Annotated in this window: 15 protein-coding genes and 1 pseudogene; 10 read left to right on the top strand and 6 right to left on the bottom strand. The window is 69.5% G+C overall.

Annotation, left to right across the window (positions count from 1 at the left end; genetic code table 11):
* The first annotated feature begins 41 nt into the window (after positions 1–41).
* Positions 42–3,332: an NACHT domain-containing protein gene (locus tag ACGFJ7_RS30470; RefSeq protein ID WP_392645125.1), complete on the top strand. Its 3,291-nt coding sequence runs from the start codon at positions 42–44 to the stop codon at positions 3,330–3,332.
* Between the two features lie 54 nt (positions 3,333–3,386).
* Here the strand turns inward: ACGFJ7_RS30470 and ACGFJ7_RS30465 are convergent, their stop codons facing one another.
* The gene (locus ACGFJ7_RS30465) at positions 3,387–3,881 is read right to left on the bottom strand and encodes a hypothetical protein (protein ID WP_360261753.1); all 495 of its coding nucleotides are present in this window, start codon (positions 3,879–3,881) and stop codon (positions 3,387–3,389) included.
* Positions 3,882–4,743: 862 nt separating this feature from the next.
* Here ACGFJ7_RS30465 and ACGFJ7_RS30460 point away from each other — a divergent pair.
* Complete coding sequence (locus ACGFJ7_RS30460) at positions 4,744–5,265, top strand: hypothetical protein (protein ID WP_360261755.1); 522 nt, start codon at positions 4,744–4,746, stop codon at positions 5,263–5,265.
* 214 nt (positions 5,266–5,479) lie between these two features.
* Here the strand turns inward: ACGFJ7_RS30460 and ACGFJ7_RS30455 are convergent.
* Both ACGFJ7_RS30455 and ACGFJ7_RS30450 read right to left on the bottom strand, forming a co-directional pair.
* Positions 5,480–5,671: pseudogene (locus ACGFJ7_RS30455) on the bottom strand (HNH endonuclease signature motif containing protein); the annotation flags it as partial.
* Between the two features lie 229 nt (positions 5,672–5,900).
* Positions 5,901–7,301 carry an NAD(P)/FAD-dependent oxidoreductase gene (locus tag ACGFJ7_RS30450; RefSeq protein WP_392645123.1) on the bottom strand — a complete coding sequence of 467 codons (1,401 nt, stop codon included), beginning with the start codon at positions 7,299–7,301 and terminating at the stop codon, positions 5,901–5,903.
* 62 nt (positions 7,302–7,363) lie between these two features.
* Between ACGFJ7_RS30450 and ACGFJ7_RS30445 the strand changes: the two genes are divergently transcribed.
* Both ACGFJ7_RS30445 and ACGFJ7_RS30440 read left to right on the top strand, forming a co-directional pair.
* On the top strand, positions 7,364–8,059 hold the full coding sequence (locus tag ACGFJ7_RS30445; protein WP_392645121.1) for a TetR/AcrR family transcriptional regulator: 696 nt from the start codon (positions 7,364–7,366) through the stop codon (positions 8,057–8,059).
* 71 nt (positions 8,060–8,130) lie between these two features.
* Complete coding sequence (locus ACGFJ7_RS30440) at positions 8,131–10,032, top strand: GAF domain-containing protein (RefSeq protein ID WP_360259244.1); 1,902 nt, start codon at positions 8,131–8,133, stop codon at positions 10,030–10,032.
* Here the strand turns inward: ACGFJ7_RS30440 and ACGFJ7_RS30435 are convergent.
* The gene (locus tag ACGFJ7_RS30435; RefSeq protein ID WP_360259242.1) at positions 10,007–10,219 is read right to left on the bottom strand and encodes a DUF5999 family protein; all 213 of its coding nucleotides are present in this window, start codon (positions 10,217–10,219) and stop codon (positions 10,007–10,009) included. The genes ACGFJ7_RS30440 and ACGFJ7_RS30435 overlap by 26 nt on opposite strands.
* A 118-nt stretch (positions 10,220–10,337) precedes the next feature.
* Here ACGFJ7_RS30435 and ACGFJ7_RS30430 point away from each other — a divergent pair, with 118 nt between their 5' ends.
* Complete coding sequence (locus ACGFJ7_RS30430; protein WP_360259255.1) at positions 10,338–10,982, top strand: response regulator transcription factor; 645 nt, start codon at positions 10,338–10,340, stop codon at positions 10,980–10,982.
* On the opposite strand, the gene ACGFJ7_RS30425 is transcribed toward ACGFJ7_RS30430, so the two are convergent.
* Both ACGFJ7_RS30425 and ACGFJ7_RS30420 read right to left on the bottom strand, forming a co-directional pair.
* The gene (locus ACGFJ7_RS30425; protein ID WP_360259239.1) at positions 10,968–11,315 is read right to left on the bottom strand and encodes a response regulator; all 348 of its coding nucleotides are present in this window, start codon (positions 11,313–11,315) and stop codon (positions 10,968–10,970) included. The two genes, ACGFJ7_RS30430 and ACGFJ7_RS30425, sit on opposite strands and share 15 nt — an antisense overlap.
* Before the next feature lie 70 nt (positions 11,316–11,385).
* Complete coding sequence (locus ACGFJ7_RS30420) at positions 11,386–14,286, bottom strand: M36 family metallopeptidase (RefSeq protein WP_392645118.1); 2,901 nt, start codon at positions 14,284–14,286, stop codon at positions 11,386–11,388.
* A gap of 143 nt (positions 14,287–14,429) precedes the next feature.
* Between ACGFJ7_RS30420 and ACGFJ7_RS30415 the strand changes: the two genes are divergently transcribed.
* From ACGFJ7_RS30415 to katG, 5 genes are all read left to right on the top strand, one after another.
* The gene (locus ACGFJ7_RS30415; protein WP_392645116.1) at positions 14,430–15,761 is read left to right on the top strand and encodes a diguanylate cyclase domain-containing protein; all 1,332 of its coding nucleotides are present in this window, start codon (positions 14,430–14,432) and stop codon (positions 15,759–15,761) included.
* Between the two features lie 11 nt (positions 15,762–15,772).
* Positions 15,773–16,297 (top strand): hypothetical protein, encoded by a 525-nt coding sequence (locus tag ACGFJ7_RS30410; RefSeq protein WP_360259232.1) that lies wholly within the window; start codon positions 15,773–15,775, stop codon positions 16,295–16,297.
* A 121-nt stretch (positions 16,298–16,418) separates the two neighbouring features.
* Complete coding sequence (locus ACGFJ7_RS30405; RefSeq protein ID WP_392645114.1) at positions 16,419–17,615, top strand: acyltransferase; 1,197 nt, start codon at positions 16,419–16,421, stop codon at positions 17,613–17,615.
* Between the two features lie 33 nt (positions 17,616–17,648).
* Positions 17,649–18,068 carry a Fur family transcriptional regulator gene (locus tag ACGFJ7_RS30400; protein ID WP_360259227.1) on the top strand — a complete coding sequence of 140 codons (420 nt, stop codon included), beginning with the start codon at positions 17,649–17,651 and terminating at the stop codon, positions 18,066–18,068.
* Complete coding sequence (gene katG, locus ACGFJ7_RS30395; RefSeq protein ID WP_392645113.1) at positions 18,068–20,305, top strand: catalase/peroxidase HPI; 2,238 nt, start codon at positions 18,068–18,070, stop codon at positions 20,303–20,305. Before ACGFJ7_RS30400 ends, katG begins: the two co-directional genes overlap by 1 nt.
* Positions 20,306–20,324 lie beyond the last annotated feature (19 nt).

Below are 20,324 nucleotides of genomic sequence, written 5' to 3'. Positions count from 1 at the left end.
CTGGTGTATACGTCAGCGACGACTCCGCTTAGGGTCGTTCCATGGTGGTGGGCGAGGCCGCACTTCTCAAGACGGCCGGGTCGATCGTGACACCGGTCCTCAGAGGGTGGATGAGCCGTGCTCGTGACAAGAGGGAACGCGCGAGCGACCTCAGCGATTTGATCAACACCGGAATTACCGATGATCTAGGGCGCCGCCGGGCCGATCGACGCACGGCCGAGATCGTCGACACGGTGTACGAGCGCCTACGGCCGCTGGTGGAGGGAAGATTCGCGGCGCTCGACGACGCCGAAACCGTAGCCGCCCTCGAAGCCGTGACCGACACGTTCGCTCGTGCTGATTTCTCTGATCGGGCCGTCTTCGATGACAATGTGGACCCGAGCGCGCTGGCGGCCAGGCTGCGCCGGGAACTCCATGCGGTCCCCGGCCGAGCCGGCCTCAGCGAGCTGGCAACTCGGCTCTACGCCGTCGTCCTTGACGAGAGCTGCGTCTGTGTGACTCAGCTGATCCTTCAGCTGCGGCCCTTTCCGGCCCGCGCCAGTGTGGAAATCTTGCAGCGCCTCGCGACGGTCTCGGAGATGCTGACACAGGCGCTGGACCGGCTGCCGTCACCCACTCTCGACGCGCCGGCCGGAACCGATCTCGACTCGCAATTCCGGGTGCGCTACCTGAACCACCTGGTAGCCGCGTTGAGCAACCTCGAAATATATGGCGTCGACATTCATCGTTATCGTCTGGAGACGCAGCTCACGGTCGCCTACATCAGTCTGACTGTCAGCGGTGACGCGGCTCGCCTGTCCCGTAGTCAGCAGCGATGGATCCCCGGTCCGTCGCACGGCGACCAGTATTCCGATGAGAGCGATGCTGTTCGGGTCGAACAGGCGCTGAGCCTTGCCCGCCGGATGCTCGTGCGCGGGGAGGCCGGCTCCGGCAAGACCACTCTGCTCCAGTGGATCGCGGTCAACGCCGCCCGCAGCGCCTTTGCGGCCGAGCTGAAATCCTGGAACGGCAACGTTCCGTTCCTGATCCGCCTGCGCCACTATGCCGATGGCCCCCTGCCGCGTCCCGAGCAATTCTTGGACGGTGTCGCCGACGCCCTCGTCGGCCTGATGCCGGCCAGCTGGGTGCACCGTCAGCTGGCTGAGGGGGCGATCGTCTGTGTCGACGGCGTCGACGAAGTGTCCGAAGCCCAGCGTCGGCGGGTACGCGAATGGCTGCGCGGCCTACTGACGGCGTACCCCACCTTGCAGGTCGTCGTCACCTCTCGGCCCGGAGCCGCCGCCGAGCGATGGCTGCGGCCCGAGGGCTTCGTCGCCGCCAATCTCGACCGCATGGACGGGGCCGATATCCGGGCGCTTATCCGGCATTGGCACCTCGCCGCGCAGCGGAGCGCCGATCTTCCATGCCCGTCTGACGATGTGCCACTTTTCGAGCAACGACTCCTCGCTCAGTTGGACGGCAACGCCCACCTGCAAGCTCTGGCGGCCAACCCGTTGTTGTGCGCCCTGCTCTGCGCGCTCAATCTCGACCGCAACAGCCATCTGCCCCGCAACCGGATGGACATCTATCAGGCCGCCGTCGACATGTTGCTTCAGCGACGCGACGTTCAGCGCGGTGTCCGCGTCGGTCTTACCGACTTGACCAGCCGCGACCTGATCCAGTTGCTCCAGCAAGTGGCATGGTGGATGGTCTTGAACGGCCGCGCCGAGGCCACCCGGAGCCAGGTTCTCCAACAGCTCGAGCAGCGCCTGGCCGGAATGCGGCAGATCAAGGCCTCGGGCGAGCAGGTGCTGGACCATCTCCTGCAACGTAGCGGCATTCTGAGAGAGCCGGTACCGGGACGCGTCGACCTGATCCACCGAAGCTTTCAGGAGTATCTGGCAGCGCGGGAGGCGGCGGAGCAAGGTCACGCCGGCCTTCTGGTCAGTCACGGTCATCTCGACTCGTGGCGGGAGACGATCGTGCTGGCGGCGGGACACTCCAACGCCCTGGTGCGGCAAGAGCTGCTTGAGGGCCTGATGGATCGCGCCGCCACGGATTCGCGACGCGGACGAAAGCTGCGGATTCTTGCGGCAGCCTGCCTCGAAACGGCGACAGTCGTCGAGCCGCCGGAGCTGCTTGAGAGGGTTCGCGGGGAACTCCGAAGGCTGCTCCCGCCGCGTTCGCTGGCCGAGACCAGCTCTCTCGCCGGCATCGGCGAGCCGCTGCTCGACGAGCTCACACCGGGAACCGGTGAGTTGACGGATGCCCAGGCCGCGGCGGTTGTTCGTTGCGCCGCGCTCATCGGCGGGCCGAAAGCACTGGAGTTGCTGACGGCCTTCTCGACCGACCCGCGGACCGCGGTGCAGCGTGAGCTGGTCGCAGCCTGGGAGTATTTCGACCCTGACGAGTACGCCGTCCGCGTTCTGGCCCATGCCCCCCTCGACAATGGGCACGTCGACGTGCGGAGCGCCCGGGTCCTGGCCCCATTGTCCAAGCTGCGAAACCTGACCAGCTCGTCGATCAGACTCGACGAGACGCTCGAGATCTCGCAGCTTGCTGGTGTGCCTCACTTGCACAACCTCCAGCTGTGGGAGGGACTCCGAGGAGATCTCGCGCAGCTGGCCGAACACCGGTCACTGATCAGCCTGGACCTGGGTTTCGGCAATCGCCGAGCGGACCTGTCCGTACTGGAATCCCTCACCAGCTTGACCGCGCTCTGGCTGCGAGACCTGTCGAACGATCAGGACCTGAGCCCGATCGCACGGCTGAAAGGCCTCATGAACCTCTGGCTACTCGGTGCACCCGTTGGCGACTTGGATTTCCTGGACGACTGTCAGGCGTTGAGGTTCTTGTTCATCGAGGGCGAAGCAGCTCCTGACCTGCCCGTCATCGCTGCGCTTCCCCGGCTGGAACACCTGGTACTTTCCCGCGTGAGCGAGCCTGAGGGTGGCATCGGGGCCTTGGTTCAATCGCTGCCCAGACTCACAGAATTGGCCTTCTGGGGGTGTTCGTGGGTGGAGGACCTCACCGCGATCGGCCGGATGACACAGCTTCAAAAACTTGACATTCGGTACACGCCTATCGGCGATCTCCGCCCACTGATCACCTTGCGAAATCTTGATACCATCTATATCGGCCATTACGGATTCGACGAGCGAAATACGCACCCGATCGATGTGAAGCCGCTGGCCGAGCTGCCCAGCTTGCGTGAGCTGGCCATCCTCGAGCCAACTCCAGGCCTCGATCTCACCCCATTGCAGGGCCGAGACCTGACGGTGCACCTTTTCCCGGGCGTACTCGACGAAAAGATGGCGTCGCTCAAAGGTATAAAGTTTGAGACCTGGCCTTAGCAAAGGTCAGAAGGTGCGGTCGATGGTCGTCGCGCCGACTTCCCGTGACCTGGATCAGGCGTTCTCGGCGGCGGTCAGGAAAGGCTGGACCTGGGCGGTCGGAGTGAGCAGGACGACGGCGGACCCGTCGGTGAAGTCCAGGCGCAGCCGGCCGTCCTTCTCGCCGGCCGAGACGAGCTTCGCCCGGGGGCACTCCCAGCGCGGGCTCAGCGGGCCGGAAGCCCGGCGGAACAGGCCCGAGCGCTGGGACAGGACGATCAGGCGCTGGTCGGTCAGGGCCAGGACCCGGGGGTCGGCGACCGTACGGATGTGCTCGTCCAGCCCGGCCGCCAGGCTGCGCGGCGCGCCGTTGACCCCGCGGCGGGCGCCCGGCCGCTGCGAGGTGGGCCGCCGAAACCGCCACGGCGACATCTCGGCCCGGCTCATACCGGCCCCCGCCTGCCCGTCCGACCGGCTGACCCAGGCGGCGGCCCGGAAAGCCTCGCCCGGCTGAAGGTGCTCCCGAACCCCGGCCTCCACCTGCGCGTCACGTTCAGCACCCGACTTCACGACCCCACTCCCTCCTCGTACACCTCGTGATCAGTCGACCACGAAGTCGCGGGCAGGCTTACACCGGGTCTCCGCCCCCAGCCACGGTCAAACCAGGCCAGGATCGCGCCGCCCGTGGGGCATCCACGGGGCCGCCACTGTTCGACCCGGTCACCGTCCTTCAGGACGCGCAGGCTCGGAATGCTCGACCGGCGGCCTACGGAGACGGCGGTTGTGAGTGGGTCTCATCCGAGCTGGTGGAAAGGTTGCGCAGTGGCTTTCGGTCGGGGTCGATGGTGGCTGGTGGGATGAAGCCGGGGTGGCCGTCGGGTCCCATGCGGATCTGCCACCCCGCGGTCGGGTGGTGCAGCAGCCGGTGGTGGTGGCGGCACAACAGAACCAGATTGGTCAGGTGGCCAGGCCCAGGAGGTGACGTGGCGGTCGTCTGTTGAGCGGAGCGGACGATCGCAGTCGCGGAAGTCGCCGCCACCGTCGCAAGTCTCAGGCTCCGGGTGCAGCGCGGCGGGAGGCGCGGGCCAGGCGGCGGGCTGTGGTGGCGGACCCACCCATCGGTTCGGCCTCACGCCTCCGCGCTTTCGAATGTCCTGACCACTGATTCACTAATGGTTTGTTCCACGACAACTGAGCGATACCCCGCCGTCCGGAAGGAATTGTTGATCTATCCGTGCAGTCCGGGATCACAGCATCGGAAGACGATTGACAGGGGCATGCACACTGCGAGCATGGATCCGCTCCCTCGCATTGGCGTCCGCAGGCCAACTCTGGGCTGCTGGCAATGGCTCGTCTGCCGACCCTACGTGTATTCGCTCAAGATTCGGCCGGCCGCCACCCTTGGCGACGTGCTCGAGTCAAGGCAGTAAAAATGATCAGCATCATCGGCTTGGCGCTATCAGTGCTAGCGATCATCGTTTCGGGTTGGGCGGCGTTTCGGCAGCTGGCAATAGCGCGGGGAACGAGTAACCTTCAGGCCACCTCCAATGTCCTGATCGCCCAATTCGGCGATCGAGCATTCCAGGATGACCAGCGTTACGTTTTTGCCCGTCTTCGCGACGAACACGAGCCCGATTTGGGTATCGACGGACTTCCCGAGCCCGCCAACGTCAAGGCGTGGAACGTGGGTTTTCTATACGAAAATCTCGGCATCATGCTTGCGTTCGGGTTCGTGGACCGACGGATCATATTGAGCATCGGTAATTATCGAATCAGGCAGGCGTGGGAAGTCCTTGCGCCTTACATCGAGGCAGAACGAGATATTCGGGGCGCTCCATTCCTCCCGTTTTTCGAGAATGCCTATGTTCTTGCCTGCGAGACTCAGCCGGACGATATCCACAACAAGCTCAGATTGCGAACTGCGACAACTATGGGCATGTCGGGCCGGTCGTAACGGAGGTGCCGACCGTTAAACACTGCCGTTGCCACTTATGCCTCAGCACCACAATGGCTTCCGTAAGTCTTGATCGAACATCCGCTCATCGGCTAGAGCCGGATGTTTCCAGACGAAGAGATCACTTTTGTGGTCGATCCTTTGATGTGTCAGCGGCGGCTGAGCCGCCAACACGATACCAAATTTACGATCTTCTTAATTAGTGAGACTTGGGGTTGATCAGGCAGGTCGGGCCGCCGTCTTTCCAGCCGATGACGTGGTGGGCGTCGGTCCATCGTGGTGGTCGGTCGCAGGAGGGGAAGGTGCAGCCTCGGTCGCGCAGGTGCAGGGCGCGGCGCAGTGGTCCGGTGGTCAGGCGCCGGCTGCGGCCGAGGTCGAGGACCTGGCTTTCGCCGTCGAGTACGGCGGAAGCGTACCGATAGCCGGCCTGTTGGCAGCCTTGGGCGAACGGCCGATCATGGAGGCCGTGCGAGGCACGTATGACGAAGTCGCGAATGCCGCCTACATCTATCTCCATCCGCGGGCGGCTGCCGGTTCGGTGGCGAAGACGTATCCGTGCGATCCCCTCGAGGTCGACGGGATGATCAACCCTGCTGCGCGCGGCCGAGGACATCACCCGCCGATAGCCGGCTCGCCTACGAGTCGAAGGAGAAGCCCATCAGGCTGGCGGTCTTCAGGATCAGGCCGTCGCGCCCGGCGTTGCGGTCCGAGGCGGATATGGCTCGGCGGATCACCTGGACGGCCGGGTACGTCAGGGGCTCGGGTGGGATGGGCATCGGGCGCTTGGTGGCCATCTTCAGGTGGGTACGCGGGGTGTCGGCGCCCGCGAGCAGGTCGAGCATGACCGTGGCGGCGAAGCGGGTCGCGGCCACGCCCAGGCCGGTGAAGCCGCCGGCGTAGGCGACCTTGCCGTTCATCGCCACGCCCTGGAAGGCGGCCAGCTGGGTGGACATGTCGATCATGCCGCCCCAGGTGTGGGTGAATCTGATGTCGTGGAGCTGGGGGAACGTACGCAGGAAATGGTCTGCTAAGCGGTTGAAGGTTTCCGGGCGCTGGTCGAATTCGGGGCGGATGCCGCGGCCCCGGTGGTAGACGGCGTCGTAGCCGCCCCACAGGATGCGATTGTCGGCGGTCTTGCGGTAGTAGTGGAACTGCCTCGACGTGTCGGAGATGCCGAAGCGGCCGTGCCAGCCGATCTCGTCGAGCTGGGCGGCGGTGAGCGGTTCCGTCATCAGGACGTAGTCGTAGACGGGCAGGGTCAGCAGGCGGTTGCGCCGCAGCAGGGACGGGAAGCCGTTGGTGGCCAGCACGGCCTGGCGGCAGCGGACCGTGCCCATGCCGGTGGCGGCCTGGACGGTGCCGCGCCGCTCGGTCAGGCGTTTGACCGGCGTGTGCTCGAAGACCCGTACACCTAATGCTTTGACCGCGGCCTTCAGACCCCAGGCCAGTTTGGCCGGGTGCACGAGCGCGTTGCCCGACTTGTGGAAGACGCCGGCGCGGTAGAGCGGGGAGCGCACCGGCAGCTCGTCGGCGCCGAGGAAGCCCGGCTGCGCGCGCAGCTCGTCCACCTGGTGGGGCTCGGTGGCGACCGACAGGGCGCCCTCCTGTTCGTACTCGGCGTCGATGCCGTGCCTGGTCAGGGAGTCGCGGAAGCCGCTGAAGTTCTCCGCCGCGAGGGTGTCCAGCACGTCCAGGTCGTCGGCGAAGTAGCGCCGGCCGTTGGCCGGGCCGTGGGTGAGGCTGGCCTCGACGAAACCGCCGTTGCGGCCGCTCGCGGCCCAGCCGATCTCGGCCGCCTCGACCAGGACGACGTCGCGGGTGGGGTCCTGCTCCTTGGCTTGCAGGGCGGTCCAGAGGCCGCAATAACCGCCGCCGACGATCAGCAGGTCGGTGTCGACGGCGCCGACGAGCGCGGGCTCGGGGGCCGGCCGGCCCGGGTCCTCGAGCCAGTACGGGGTGCGGGCCGCGCCGGCCAGGGCCGTGCGGAGGCGCCGCGGGTCGGTGCGGATGTCGAGGTCGTAAGCCGGCCTGGTCATGAACCCAGGGAACCGCCGGGCTAATCTTAAGTCAATGCGTTGACATAAGGAGTGGGTACGCGGTGACGACCACCCGAACCGGAACGGCCCGAGTGCGGCGGCGCCCCACCCGCAGCGGGGTGGTGCTCGAACCGGACCTGATCATCGACGCGGCGTTGCGGCTCATCGAGGCCCCGGGCGGCAACGCGCTCACCGTGCGCCGCCTCGGCGTCGAGCTGAGCGCCGACCCGAGCGCGATCTACCGCTATTTCCGCGACCTCGACGCGCTGCTCATCGCCATCGCCGACCGGCTCATCGGGGAGACGCTGTCCGGGTTCGAGCCCGGACCCGACTGGGCCGCGTCGCTGCGCGAGCTGGGGGAGCGGGTGCACGACTCGATGCTGCGCCACCCCCGCCTGGCCCAGCTGCGGGCGGTCCGCTTCACCGCCGGCCCGAACGAGCTGCGCGCCGACGACCTCGGCATCGGCCTGCTGCGGCAAGCCGGCTTCCCGGCCGCCGAGGCCGTCCGCCACTACTCCGACTTCATCGACGCGGTCCTCTCCCTGGCCGCGATGGACGCGGCCGAGCTCGCCCCGAGCCAGGAGCAGACCGACAAAGAGGCTTTGGCCCAGACGTACGCCTCCTTCAGCGCCGCCGACTACCCCCACCTGGCCGCCGTGCGCGATCATCTCCCGCAGGTGACCTCGTCCCCGTTTCCGGGGGTCCTCGACAAACTGATCTACGCGCTCAAGGGGATGGCAACGGCGCAGCGGTCCTGACCCGCCCACCGCCGCGGGCTGTCATGATCCGCGCCATTGTGCGCTGATGAAAGCTTTGGCAGCCTCTACGGGTGCGACGCCGACTACCACTCTCGCTCGAAGTCACCTTCTCCCTGCTCTCCGGGGTGGGCTCGTTCGTCGTCGTGGCGATCATCGGTACCTACCTGCGGGCCCATGTGCCGACCGTGCACGCGCCGTTGCTCGGGGTCGTCCTGCTGGCGATCGTCCTGGTCCTGGCCCGCACGGTCGGGATCATGTACGCGCTGCCGGTCGGCGTGGCCGCCGTGCAGGCGTTCGACTGGTTCTTCCTGCCGCCGCTGCGCGACCTCAACGACACCTCGCTGATCGTGCTGGCCCTGTTCATCAGCACCGCGACGATCGTCTCCACGGTCGCCACCGTGGCCAGCCGCCGCGCCGTCGAGAGCGAGCGGGCCCGCGGTGACCTGGCCGGGGAGCAGGCCGCGCTGCGCCGGGTCGCCACGCTGGTGGCCGCGCAGGCCAAGCCGTCCGAGGTGTTCACCGCGATCGCCGACGAGCTGGCCGGCCTGATCGGCGCCGAGGGCACGTTCGTGGCCCGGCACGACGACGACGCGGTCACCGTCGTGGCGTCGTACGGGCTGCTCCGCGACGAGATGCCGGTGGATCGCCGGCTCGAGCTGAGCCTGGACACCTCGGTGCTGATGCGCACCGCCATCGAGAGTGGCGAGCCCATCAAGCGCTCCGGTGAGCCGTTCCTCACCGGGCCGTTCAAGGACATCATCGGCCGGCTCGGCCTGGGCGCCGCGATCGCCACGCCGGTCACGGTCGGCGGCCGGCAGTGGGGCGTGATCGTCGCCGCCACCACCCAGCCCGACTTCGCGCCCGGCACCGAGTCCCGCATCTGCGACTTCATGGAGCTGGCGGCCACCGCCATCGCCAACACGCAGGCCGAGCAGCGGCTGCGCGAGCTCGCCGAGACGCAGGCCTCGCTGCGCCGGCTCGCCCTGCTCATCGCCCGGGGCGAGGCACCCGAGCGGGTCTTCACCGCCGTCACCGGCGAGGTGCTGCGGCACTTCGGCGGCGGGCACGCCCGGCTCGTGCGCTACGAGCTCGACGGTACCGTCACGCTGCTGGCCGGTGATCCGTGGGACGGCGACGCGCTGGCCGCCACGGTCCGCGAGACCGGCCGGGCCGCCCGGGTCGACGACACGCTGGTCGGCGTGCCGATCCACGTCAACGGCCGGCTGTGGGGCATGTTCGTGGTCGGCCGGGGCGAGGAGGAGCTGCCGGCCGACACCGAGGACCGGATGACCGAGTACACCGACCTGGTCGCGACCGCGGTGGCCGACGCGCAGAGCCGGGCCGACCTGCAGAGCTCGCGGGCCCGGATCGTGGCCGCGGCCGACGAGGCCCGGCGGCGCATCGAACGCGACCTGCATGACGGGGCCCAGCAGCGGCTGGTGGCGCTGGCCCTGCGGCTGCGGGGGCTCGGGATGGGCGTCGAGGGGGAGACCCGGCGCGAGGTCACCGATGTCGCCGGTGACCTGATGACCGTGATCGACGAGCTGCGGGAGCTGTCCCGGGGCATCCACCCGGCCGTGCTCTCCGACTCCGGCCTGCGGCCGGCGCTGCGGGCTCTCGCGCGCCGTTCGCCGCTTCCGGTGGAGGTGGACGTACGCCTGGACGACCGCCTGCCGTCGGCGGTCGAGGTGGGCGCCTACTACGTGGTGTCCGAGATGGTGACCAACGCGGCCAAGCACTCCGGCGCGTCGGTGGTCGAGGTGACCGTCGACGTCGACGGCGAGGTGCTGCGGCTGGTGGTCCGCGACGACGGCGCCGGGGGAGCGGATCCCACGCGCGGCACCGGTCTGCTGGGGCTCAAGGACCGCATCGAGGCTCTGGGCGGCACGTTCGACGTGCGCAGCCCCGCGGGCGGCGGCACGACCGTGACCTGCCGGGTGCCGTTGACTACGCGGCAACCCGATGGGTCGTGACCGGCGCGGCGGCCCGGCGCTTGCGGCTCGTGATGGCAATCACGGGGGCGGCCTGGACGGCGCTGTCGAGCACGATGGCACCGTTGCACAGCATGGCCCATCCGAGGTCGGCGTGATGCATGATGACCTGCGCGGTCTCGGCGCCGGGCTGGTCGACGGCGGGGCACTTCGGCTGGTGTTCGCACATGACTACAGCCTCGTCATCAGGCCCGCTCCGCACATCTCCGTTAGCCCGACTCGTGCTTACCGGCTCCCCGGTACCGGCTAGCCGGTAAGTCACCGGAGATAATGCGCCCATGAGCGGGATGAGGGTGGTACTGGCGGAGGACGACGTCCTGCTGCGCGAGGGTCTGGCGAGCCTGCTGGACCGGTCCGGCCTCGAGGTGCTGGGTCAGGCCGGCGACGCGGTCGAGCTGATGACGCTGGTCCGTCAGCACAAGCCCGGCCTGGTGGTGGTCGACGTGCGGATGCCGCCGACGAACACGACCGAGGGGCTGAAGGCGGCCAAGCAGATCCGCGAGGAACTGCCCGACACCGGCATCCTGGTGCTGTCCGCCTACGCCGACGTCGAGCAGGCCATGGAGCTGCTGGCCAGCGGCCGCCGCATCGGCTACCTGCTGAAGAGCCGCATCACCGACGTGGCCGAGTTCCTGGCCGCGCTCGAGCGCATCGCCGGCGGCGGTTCGGTCATCGACCCCGGCCTGGTCGAGGAACTGGTCAGCTCGCGGCGCCGCGACGACCCGCTGGCCGTGCTGAGCACCCGCGAGCGCGAGGTGCTGGCCCAGATGGCCGAGGGCCAGTCGAACGCCGGCATCGCCCGGCGGCTGTTCATCACCGAGGGCACCGTCGAGAAACACGTGCGCAGCGTGCTGGCGAAGCTGCAACTGCCGGAGACGGACGACCACCACCGGCGGGTGCTGGCCGTCCTGGCCTTTCTAGAGGCGCGCTAGGAGCCCCTCGACCCCGGCCGCGGAGAGCTCGAGCTTCGACAGGAAGCCGATGGCCGGGCTCTCGTCGATCAGGTCGACGTAGTCGTCGCCGGAATGCGTGGAGATCATGATCACCGGGGTCGGCGCGAGCCGCCGGGCGAGGTCGAAGCCGCTCTCGCCGCCCAGGTTGATGTCGACCAGGGCCACGTCCGGCCCGAGTTCGCCGGCGCGGCCCACGGCGTCGGCGATGTGCGAGGCCGTGCCCGCGACGACCAGCCCCTCGCGCTCCAGGAGGTCGCGCGCGGCGGCTAAGAAGTGCTCGTTGTCATCGACGAGCAGGCAACGCAGTGTCACCCCCCTAGAGTGGCATCCCCGGACATCCCGCGCATTCCTGCTAGCGGTAGTCCGGGGATGCGACTCTCATTTATTTCGTGAACGCCTCGAACTCGGCCACGCGCACGTTCAGCGCCTGCGGGCTGGCCGTGGCGCAGTCGGTGTTCGCGCGGGGATCGGCGTCCTGCTCACCGGCGTAGTCGGGCGCGCCGGTGCACTGGTTGGTCACCACTTCGAGCCGCAGGTGCGTGGCCGTGGTGGGCCGGATGCCGAACGACTTGATGATCAGCTCCGGGGCCCGGGGCCGCGGCGAACCGGACGGGAACGCGTCCGGCCGGCTGGTGAACACGGTGCGGAACTCGGCCGCGTTCGCGCAGGTGACGGTGGCCGAGGCGGTGCAGGCCTGAACCCGGAACTGGCGCAGCGCGCTGTACCGGTTCTGCACCGCGCCGTCCGGATCGGTGGTGATCTGCGGCCGCAGCAGGGCGCTCACCTGCACCCGGCGTATCGTCTGGGCCCGGTCGCCGGCCAGGTCGACGGTGACCTGACGGCCGGCGACCGGCGCGCCGAGCGAGGCCCAGTTGGTGGCCTCGTCGTCGTCGGTGAGCCGGGCCAGGTTGATGCCGTCGCCGGTGGCCGTGGCGCCGGCGGCGCCCGAGGCGAGGTTCAGCGGCATGCGCACGGTGAGCGTGCGCTTCTGTCCCCAGCGGTACGGGGACTCGCCCACCCGGGCCAGGCCGTGACCGGGTGCCTGGGCGACGAACCGGTACGAACCCGGCACGATGCTGACCGTGTCCGGCAGCGCGGTGGCCGGGTCGGTGTCGGCGATCGGCATCGCCCGCGCCTGGTAGTCACCGGCGAACAGCTTGGCGCCCGTTACCGGACGGCCACGCTCGTCGACCGGGCGGAAGGTGACTGTCGCCTCCTTGGCGTACGGGGAGGTGAAGTCGGGCCGCGGGTCGGCGTCGGTGGCGCCGTTGCTCAGCGCGTTCTGGCCGAGGCCGCGGCGGGCGAAGGCGTTCCACAGCAGGTCCTGGTTCCGGCCGCCGAAGCGCACCAGGTCGGCGCCGAGCAGGGCGTCACGGGCGTCGACCATGCTGTTGGCGCTGTTGGCCATCAGCAGGAACGAGTCGAACACCAGCTGGATCCAGCGCCGGTTGCCCGGGCAGGACGTCACCGGCGTACGGCCGTTGGCGCAGGACTTCTGCAACGCGGGCGAGCCCGACCCGTACCGCTGCATGAAGGCCTTGCGGATGTCGAAGTTGGTGGCGCTCCACAGCTCGCCGGACGCGTGCACCTGGAGGCCGACCAGGTCGTAGTCGACGCTGGCGTAGGTGAGCTGCGGGTTGCGGCTCATGTTGTAGTTACGGATGCCGGCGTTGGCGTCGCTGGTCACGTACTCGCCGACCGTGTACGTCTTCTGGTAGCCGTGCTCGTACAGGTACTCGATGGCCAGCTGGTCGGACCAGCTCTCGCTCATGCCCTGCGGCGACGAGAGGCCGCCGTCCGGGCCGGCGATCATGCGGTTGGTGACGGCGTGCCCGTACTCGTGGGCGATGACCGACATGTCGTAGTCACCGTCGACGCAGGGGGCGTAGAACGTGCCCGCGATCGGCTGCCACAGGTACATGTTGGTGATCGGCGCCTCGCCGTCGGGCGGGGTGATCTGGTTGGCGTTGTTGCGGGCGGCGAAGGTGGGCGGGCCGCCGCTGATGCCGCCGGCCTGCGCGTTGCCCTGCTCGTAGTCGTCCGGCAGGCCGCCCGGGCGCGGGTTGTCGTCCTGCATGTTCCAGGTGGCCTCGGTGAAGCCCAGGTGGTAAGTCCAGTCGTGCATGCGGTTGTGCATCGCGAACAGGTTGGCCCGGGCCGCGTCGATGTCGTTCTTCTCGGGCGACTCGAACGTCGAGGGCGCGCACCGCTCGCGCTGCCACTGGTTGGTCCACGCGTAGTCGTACTTCCGGTTTGGCCGGGGCGTCGCCGTCTCGGTGCCGACCGTGAACGGGTCGCTGGAGTTCCAGTTCTCCACCGCGATGGCGTTGTTGCCCCGGGTGGTGAAGGTGGGCTCGCCGGTGGCCGGGTCGACGTCCCAGCCGAGCGGAGAGGCCGGGGTGCCGACCACCTCGTCGCAGCGGGGCCCGGGGGCGAAGCACCACGTGCGGCGGGTGTCGCGCGACGAGTAGCTGGTCGGCGGGTTGGCCGGGAAGACCTCCCACTCGGGGTGGTCGCTGTCGGCGTCGACGATGTCGTCGCGCACCAGCACCTTGCCGTCGCGGGCGTCGACGTACGTCGTGTAGGCGACCGGGTCGGCGCCGCGCAGGTCGTCGCCGAGGGTGATCTGATAGGCGGCGCGGGCGCCGCGGTCGGCGGTGGGCACGGCGACCAGCTTGCTCGCCAGGATGGTGGCACCGGGCAGGCCGGCCTCGGCCTTGGCGGCGGCCGCGGCCTGGTCGGCGCCGAGGGTGGCCGGTTCGGGCGCCGCCGCGTCGCGGGCCAGCGACGAGCTGACGTACCAGACCTTGCCGTCGCGCACGCCCACCGAGAGCAGGCCGTCGCGGCCGGCGACCAGGTCGCCGAAGCGCTGCCGGAAGACGACCGCCGCGCCCTCCCCGATCGGAGCGGAGGTCAGCAGCTCGAGGGAGCCGGCGCCGGCGGCGGTCAGGCCGAGGACGTCGCGGTTGCCGGCGACGTAGGCGCGGGCGGCGGCCACCGGGTCGGCCGCGAGCCCCTCGTCGAGCGGCTCGGTGGCGGCGGTCAGGCTGGCCGGGGTGCCGAAGTCGTTCCAGCGGACGTGGTCGTCAGCTGTCTTGGCTCGCTGGGTGGATGTGGGTGCGAGGTGGCCGGAGCGGTAGTCCCTGCTTCCGTCCTCGCTGGGTGCCTTCGCTGCGGCCGGGCTCGGGGGCGCGGCCTGGCTGCCGGATCCGGCGACCAGGACGAGCGCGGCCGCCAGCAGCCCGGCGGTGGTTCCCGCCGACGCACGGGATGGAGCGCGCACGGTACCTCCTTTGTGGAACGGCTGATGAAGCCATCCGACCGCACGCTCCGCCACCGCGACATGGGCCAAACATCTAAATACGTCTATCAAAGGTCAGACTTCTCAGCTCGCCCGCGGCCCGGCCGAAATACACGACTGTGAGAGTGGGCAGGCGGCTGGGGCTGCGGCTGGAGGCGATCGTGGCGCTGGTTGCCGTGGTCGTGCTGCACCCGTTCGGCCTGGTCGGGGTCGCGCCGCTGGGGCTGACCGTGCTGCCGGTCCTGCTGTTCGGCGTCACCCAGCTCCCGGGCCTGCGGGACCGCCGCCTGGCCGCGTACCTGGACATCCTGATCACCGGCTGGGTCGTCTACGCGATCGGCTGGGGACCCGTCCTGCCGCTGGCCTTCGGCATGGTCTTCAGCATGCACATCCGCGCGTTCGGCGGCCGGTTGTGGCGGCCGGTCGCGGTCGTCGCGTTCCTCAGCATCGCCGTCGGGCAGGCGGGCATCGCCCTGGGCTGGATCTTCTGCTACCTCCCGCCGGTCCAGGCCCAGGTGACCGGATCGTTCGGCGCGCTGCTGACTGTGCTGTTCATCCGGATTCTGGGCACGACGGCCGAGGAGCGTGAGCGGACCGAGGCGCTGTACCAGGCCCTCGTCCAGGACTCCTCCGACGTCTACTGCGTCGTCGGCCCGTCGGGCGAGCTCGGCTACATCTCGCCGGCCGTGCGCAACCTCACCGGGTACGACGCCGAGACGTACGCCCGAATGGGGTGGCAGACCCTGCTCGAGGCCGGCGACGTGGCGATGTGGGTGGCCGCGCTCGAGCGCTGCGTGGCCGAGCCGGACGTGCCGCAGACCGTCCGGGTCCGGCTGCGCCACGCCGACGGCGGGTTGCGGTGGGTCGAGTCGTCGCTGCGCGACCTGACCGGCAACCCGGCCGTCCGGGGCATCGTGGCCAACCTGCGCGACGTGACCGAGCGCGTCGAGATGCAGGAACGGCTCACCTACGAGGCCACCTACGACCAGCTGACCGGGCTGCACAACCGCGCCGCCTTCCTGCGCGGGCTCGCCGCGACGCCGCTGGACGGCGACGTGGCCGTGCTCTTCGTCGACCTGGACGGTTTCAAGGCGGTGAACGACACCCATGGGCACATGTACGGCGACGCGCTGCTCACCTCGGTGGCGGCGGCGCTGCGGTCCTGTGTCCGCGACGAGGACCTGCTGGGCCGGCTCGGCGGCGACGAGTTCGGGGTGGTGCTGACCTCGGGCTGTCCCCTGGAGGTGGCGGCGCGGATCCTGGCCGCTCTCGACCGGCCGGTGACGGTCGAGGGTGTACAGCTGCGGGCGCGCGCCAGCGTGGGGGTGGCGGTCGCCGGCGAGGGCTGCCGGCAGGCCGGCGAGCTGCTGCACCGGGCCGACCTGGCCATGTACGAGGCGAAGCGGTCCGGCACCCACGGGGTACGGGTGTATGAGCTCGAGGCGGCCGGGCACTAGGGTGCTCCATCGTGAAGCGTCTAACTCTCATTCAGTCGACCTTGATCGCCCTTCCGCTCGCGCTGCTGACCGCCTGCGGCTCTGACTCCGACTCGTCCGGCACGACGGACACGGCGGCCGCCCCGGCCACCTCGTCGGCCGCGCCCGCCACCTCGCCGGCCGCCCCGGCCGCGCCCGCCACCTCGTCCGCCGCGGCCGCCGCGCCCGCGTCGGGGGACAAGGCCCTCTGCGAGCAGGCGAACAAGGCCAAGGTGGCCTTCGGCACGTCGCTCGCCACGGCCGCCGGCGCCTCGGGCAGCTACGACCCGGCCGCGCTGAAGAAGGCCACTGCCACCTTCGCGGCCGACCTCGGCAAGATCGCCGCGGGCGGTGCCGGCGACAGCGCCGTGACCAAGTACCTCAAGGAGCTGTCGGCCGAGTTCGGCAAGGCGGCCAAGAGCGCCGACCCCGAGAAGGTGCTCGACAGCGGAGCCATCGACAAGGCGGGCGAGGGCTTCGACGCGGCCTGCGCCAAGGTGGGCGTCAAGGCCAGCTGACCTGCGCGTTTGTCCTGGCCGGACGGCTGCGTGAGGCGGCCCGTCCGGTGGTGCCCGGCCCCGGCGCGGCCGTGGTCTCGTAACTGGCCAGGACTTTGTGATCACCCGCGGAAGGCCTCAGATGACAGCGACCACGGCCCCCGCGGGTTCCCGCAACCGGTACATCGACACGCTGCGCGCCGTCGCCATCGTGCGGGTGATCGTCTACCACGCCTTCGGCTGGGCGTGGCTGAGCTTCGTGCTGCCCGCCATGGGTGTGATGTTCGCGATCGCGGGCTCGCTCATGGCGGCCTCGCTGGCCAAGGCGGCCGCGCGCCAGGCGGTCTGGTCGCGGATCCGCCGGCTGCTGCCCGCGTTGTGGGTGTTCGGGGCCATCGCCGTGCCCGTCATGCTCTGGCACGGCTGGAAGGTGACCGACCCGGATCACCCCTTGCACAAGTTGCAGCTGATCTTCTGGGTCTTCCCGCTCGAGGACCCGCCCGGCAGCAGCTGGGGTGAGCCGTTCTGGGAAGTTCTCTGGTACCTGCGGGCGTACCTCCTGTTCGTCCTGGTCTCGCCCCTGTTGTGGCTGCTGTACAAGCGACTGTCGTGGGCCGTGGTCCTGGCGCCGCTGGCCGCCCTGGGTGTGCTCGTCCACACCGGTTTCCGCCTGCCCGACCAGATCGACGGCGTCATGTGGGACTTCGTGACGTACGCGGCGTGCTGGATCGCCGGCTTCGCCCACCGCGACGGGCGCCTGGCCCGGCTGCCGCTGACCGTGCTGGTGCCGGCCATCGCGGCGCTCGGCGCCTACGGCGGCTACTACCTGTTCACGCACCCGACCGAGTACGGCTACGACCTGAACTCGGTGCCGATCGCCCGCACCTTCTGGTCGCTGGCGTTCGTTCTGATCGCGCTGCGGGTGAAGCCGTCGATGGCCTTCCTCGACAAGGTGCCGGCGCTGGCCGAGGGCATCCGGGTGGTCAACGCCCGGGCCATCACCATCTACCTGTGGCACTACCCGCTGATCACGGTGGCCGCGATGGTCCTCGAGCACTTCGGAGTCCCGTGGGCCACCCCGTCGTACATCGGCTGGATGCTGGTCATCGAGACGGCCCTGGTCCTCGCCGCCGTGCTCGTGTTCGGCTGGGTCGAGGACGTCTCGGCCCACCGCAAGGCCTCGCTGTGGCCGCGGGCCGCGCGCGTCCTGGCCCCGGTGGTGGGCCCGGTAATGGCCGCGATGCCCAGTGGCCCCATCATGATCAACGGCACGCCGATCGGCACGCCGATCACCCCGTCGGCCCATGGTCAGGGTCACCGCGCCACGCCGAAAACTTGATCTGTTCCAGAAAAGTGCACTACTGTTCGTCGCATGGCGGACGGCTTCGAAGCACGGCTTCGGGCGGTCTCGCTGCGTGTCACGCGTCCCCGTCTGGCGGTGCTGGCCGCGCTGCGCGACCACCCACACGTCGACACCGACACGGTGATCTCGCTCGTTCGAGCGGATCTGCCCACGGTGTCGCACCAGGCGGTGTATGACGTACTGCGTGTGCTCACCGACGCCGGTCTGGTGCGCCGCATCCAGCCTCGCGGCGCCACGGCCCGCTACGAGACGCGGGTGGGTGACAACCACCACCACGTCGTCTGCCGGTCCTGCGGCGCGATCGCCGATGTGGCGTGCGCCGTCGGCCATGCCCCCTGTCTCACCGCGTCCGACGATCACGGCTTCGTGGTCGACGAGGCGGAAGTCGTCTACTGGGGCAGCTGCCCCGACTGTTCGGAAGGAAACTGATGAGCGACACCTTCGACCCGAAGTCCGGCGGTTGCCCGGTCGCGCACGACTCCGTCACCGCCCACGGCAGTGAGAGCGAGAACCCGGCGATCGACTCGCCGACCCCGAAGACCGGTGGGCGCCCGCGCACCAACCGCGACTGGTGGCCCAACCAGCTCGACCTGAGCGTGCTGCACGCCCACTCGTCCAAGGCCAACCCGCTCGGCCCCGCCTTCGAGTACGCCAAGGAGTTCGCCAAGCTCGACGTCGAGGCCCTCAAGCGCGACATCGCCGAGACCCTGCACTCGTCGCAGGACTGGTGGCCGGCCGACTTCGGCCACTACGGCGGCCTCATGATCCGGATGAGCTGGCACGCCGCGGGCACCTACCGCATCCAGGACGGCCGTGGCGGCGCCGGCGACGGCGGCCAGCGGTTCGCCCCGCTCAACAGCTGGCCCGACAACGCCAACCTCGACAAGGCCCGCCGCCTGCTCTGGCCGGTCAAGCAGAAGTACGGCCAGAAGATCTCCTGGGCCGACCTGCTGGTCCTGGCCGGCAACGTGGCCCTGGAGGACATGGGCTTCCAGACCTTCGGCTTCGGCTTCGGCCGCGTCGACACCTGGGAGCCCGAGGAGATCTTCTGGGGTCCCGAGGACACCTGGCTCGGCGACGAGCGCTACGCCTCCGAGAAGACGATGGCCGAGGGCGTCGGCGCCACCGAGATGGGCCTGATCTACGTCAACCCCGAGGGCCCCAAGGGCAGCGCCGACCCGCTGGCCGCGGCGCACTTCATCCGCGAGACCTTCGCCCGGATGGCGATGAACGACGAGGAGACCGTCGCGCTGATCGCCGGCGGCCACACCTTCGGCAAGACCCACGGCGCCGGTGTCGCCGACGGCCACGTCGGCCCCGAGCCCGAGGGCGCCCCGATCGAGGCCCAGGGCCTCGGCTGGCTGAGCACCTACGGCAGCGGCAAGGGCAAGGACCAGATCACCTCCGGCCTCGAGGTCACCTGGACCGACAAGCCGACCGAGTGGAGCAACCGCTTCTTCGAGATCCTCTTCGGGTACGAGTGGGAGCTGACCACCAGCCCCGGCGGCGCCAAGCAGTACGTGGCCAAGACGACCGACGAGATCATCCCGGACCCGTTCGACCCGTCGAAGAAGCACCGCCCGACGATGCTGACCACCGACCTGTCGCTGCGCGTCGACCCGGCGTACGAGAAGATCTCGCGCCGTTTCCTGGAGAACCCCGAGGAGTTCCGCCTCGCGTTCGCCAAGGCCTGGTACAAGCTGCTGCACCGTGACATGGGCCCGGTCGCCCGCTTCCTCGGCCCGTGGGTCCCCGAGGCCCAGCTCTGGCAGGACCCGGTCCCGGCCGTCGAGGGCGCCCTGGTCGGCGAGGCCGACATCGCGGCTCTCAAGCAGAAGGTCCTCGACTCGGGCCTGTCGGTCGCCGAGCTCGTGCAGCTCGCGTGGGCCTCGGCCGCCAGCTTCCGCTCCACCGACAAGCGCGGTGGCGCCAACGGCGCCCGCATCCGCCTCGAGCCGCAGCGCAGCTGGGAGGTCAACCAGCCGGTCGCGCCCGCGCTGGCCAAGATCGAGGCGATCGCGCAGGAGTTCAACGCGGCCGGCGGCGCCCAGATCTCGGTGGCCGACCTGATCGTGCTGGCCGGCTCGGCCGCGGTGGAGAAGGCGGCGGCCGACGCCGGCGTCAAGGTCACCGTGCCGTTCCACCCGGGCCGCACCGACGCCACCCAGGAGCAGACCGACGTCGAGTCGTTCAAGGTCCTGGAGCCCCGCGCCGACGGTTTCCGCAACTACCTGCGCCCCGGTGAGAAGACCCAGCCCGAGATCCTGCTGGTCGACCGCGCGTACATGCTGAACCTGACCGCGCCCGAGATGACCGTCCTGGTCGGCGGCCTGCGCGCCCTCGGCAACAACTTCGGTGGCGCCCAGCACGGCGTGCTGACCGACAAGCCGGGCGTGCTGACCAACGACTTCTTCGCCAACCTGCTCTCCCCGGGCACCAAGTGGAAGGCGGCGGAGAGCGGCGAGCACGTCTACGAGATCCGCGACCTGGCCACCGACCAGGTGAAGTGGACCGCCACCGCGGTCGACCTCATCTTCGGCTCCAACTCGCAGCTGCGGGCCCTGGCCGAGGTGTACGCCAGCGCCGACGCCACCGAGAAGTTCGTCAACGATTTCGTCGCGGCCTGGACCAAGGTCATGGAGCTCGACCGCTACGACCTCGTCTGACCCTTTCGCGAAGAGCCCG

Source organism: Actinoplanes sp. NPDC048988 (genome assembly GCF_043197815.1).
GTDB lineage: Bacteria > Actinomycetota > Actinomycetes > Mycobacteriales > Micromonosporaceae > Actinoplanes.
This window is presented reverse-complemented; position numbering and strand designations above follow the sequence as displayed.

Coding starts and splice junctions, on each gene's coding strand:
- ACGFJ7_RS30400 (WP_360259227.1), top strand. CDS start 17,649: ATGGCGGACGGCTTCGAAGCACGGCTTCGGGCGGTCTCGCTGCGTGTC.
- ACGFJ7_RS30435 (WP_360259242.1), bottom strand. CDS start 10,219: ATGTGCGAACACCAGCCGAAGTGCCCCGCCGTCGACCAGCCCGGCGCC.
- ACGFJ7_RS30430 (WP_360259255.1), top strand. CDS start 10,338: ATGAGGGTGGTACTGGCGGAGGACGACGTCCTGCTGCGCGAGGGTCTG.
- katG (WP_392645113.1), top strand. CDS start 18,068: ATGAGCGACACCTTCGACCCGAAGTCCGGCGGTTGCCCGGTCGCGCAC.
- ACGFJ7_RS30470 (WP_392645125.1), top strand. CDS start 42: ATGGTGGTGGGCGAGGCCGCACTTCTCAAGACGGCCGGGTCGATCGTG.
- ACGFJ7_RS30450 (WP_392645123.1), bottom strand. CDS start 7,301: ATGACCAGGCCGGCTTACGACCTCGACATCCGCACCGACCCGCGGCGC.
- ACGFJ7_RS30460 (WP_360261755.1), top strand. CDS start 4,744: ATGATCAGCATCATCGGCTTGGCGCTATCAGTGCTAGCGATCATCGTT.
- ACGFJ7_RS30405 (WP_392645114.1), top strand. CDS start 16,419: ATGACAGCGACCACGGCCCCCGCGGGTTCCCGCAACCGGTACATCGAC.